A 1,160-nucleotide genomic window follows, 5' to 3' on the forward strand; every position below is an offset into this window, starting at 1 on the left:
GGGGCCGGGTGGCGGCGCCCCACCGGGCCCGTCCACGGCGGACGTGGCGCCCGGCTCCCGGCCGGTCCGCTCACCGTTCACCGTTCACCGCCGGGCGTGGCGCGGGGACAGCAGGCCCGCGTCGCGTGCCCGGCCGATCAGCCGGAGCGCCCCGCGCCGGCTGTGTCCGGTCGCGCTCATCACGGCGAGGACCGGGTCGGCACCCCGTTCCTGGGCCGCCCGGTACTCCCAGGCCACCAGCCGCCACCCCTCCGGCCCCCGTGGCCGCTCGGCCCGGCCACGGTGCGCTCCGGTGCCGGCACCGTCCCCGCCGGCCGGCCCGGTCCCGGCGCCGCACGCCCGCGCCAGCGGTCCCTCGATCCAGTCGGCGAACACCGCCAGGTCCTCCAGGGCCAGCGCGGGCCGGGCCCGCACGTCCTCGACGCACACGCACCCCTCGGACACCGTCGCGAGCGCATCGATCCGGGCCCCGTCACCGAAGGCCAGCCGCACATGGAGCCACCGCGTCGCACGCTCCCCCTCCCGTACCTCCCACGCGGGCCACACGGACACCGCGCCCTCCGTCACAGAGCGATCGGAAAGCTGAAGAAAAGACTCCTCGGGCACGCACGCACCGTAACCATGTGATCACTTTCCTTCTCGTGGAACACGCACCCGCACGGCGGACGGCACCCTGTCAGCGGAGCGCCGACGGTGCGATGCTGGAGGCGTCAGCGGTCTCCCGTCGGTCTCCGGGGTGAGGAGTTCGGCCGTGCTGCGTGTCGCCGTCATCGGTTCCGGCCCGAGCGGGTGCTACACCGCCCAGAGCCTCGTCCAGCAGGACCCCCGGGTACGCGTCGACGTCCTGGACCGGCTGCCCTGCCCCTACGGCCTGGTCCGCTACGGCGTGGCACCGGACCACGAGAAGATCAAGTCCCTGCAGAACAACCTCCGCACGGTCCTGGAGCACGAGCGGGTGCGCTTCCTCGGCGGGGTGCCGGTCGGCTCGGGAGGAGTGCCGGTCGCCCGGCTGCGGGAGCTGTACCACGCGGTGGTGTACTGCGTGGGCGCCGCCGCGGACCGGCGGCTGGGCATCCCGGGTGAGGACCTGCCGGGCAGCTGGTCGGCGACCGAGTTCGTGTCCTGGTACAGCGCGCATCCGGACTCCCCCGGGCTCTCGG

Annotated in this window: 2 protein-coding genes; one reads left to right on the forward strand and one right to left on the reverse strand. The window is 74.9% G+C overall.

Going from position 1 to position 1,160, the window contains the following annotated elements; translation table 11 throughout:
• Positions 1–84 precede the first annotated feature (84 nt).
• Positions 85–552, reverse strand: coding sequence for a DUF6214 family protein (locus RIM90_RS30820; RefSeq protein WP_309064033.1), 468 nt, complete (start codon positions 550–552; stop codon positions 85–87).
• 199 nt (positions 553–751) lie between these two features.
• Here RIM90_RS30820 and RIM90_RS30825 point away from each other — a divergent pair.
• Positions 752–1,160, forward strand: a 409-nt coding sequence (locus tag RIM90_RS30825) for an NAD(P)-binding protein (protein ID WP_309064034.1), incomplete at its 3' end; no start/stop codon positions are given.

It is taken from the genome of Streptomyces sp., assembly GCF_031181555.1.
Taxonomy (GTDB): domain Bacteria; phylum Actinomycetota; class Actinomycetes; order Streptomycetales; family Streptomycetaceae; genus Streptomyces; species Streptomyces fimbriatus.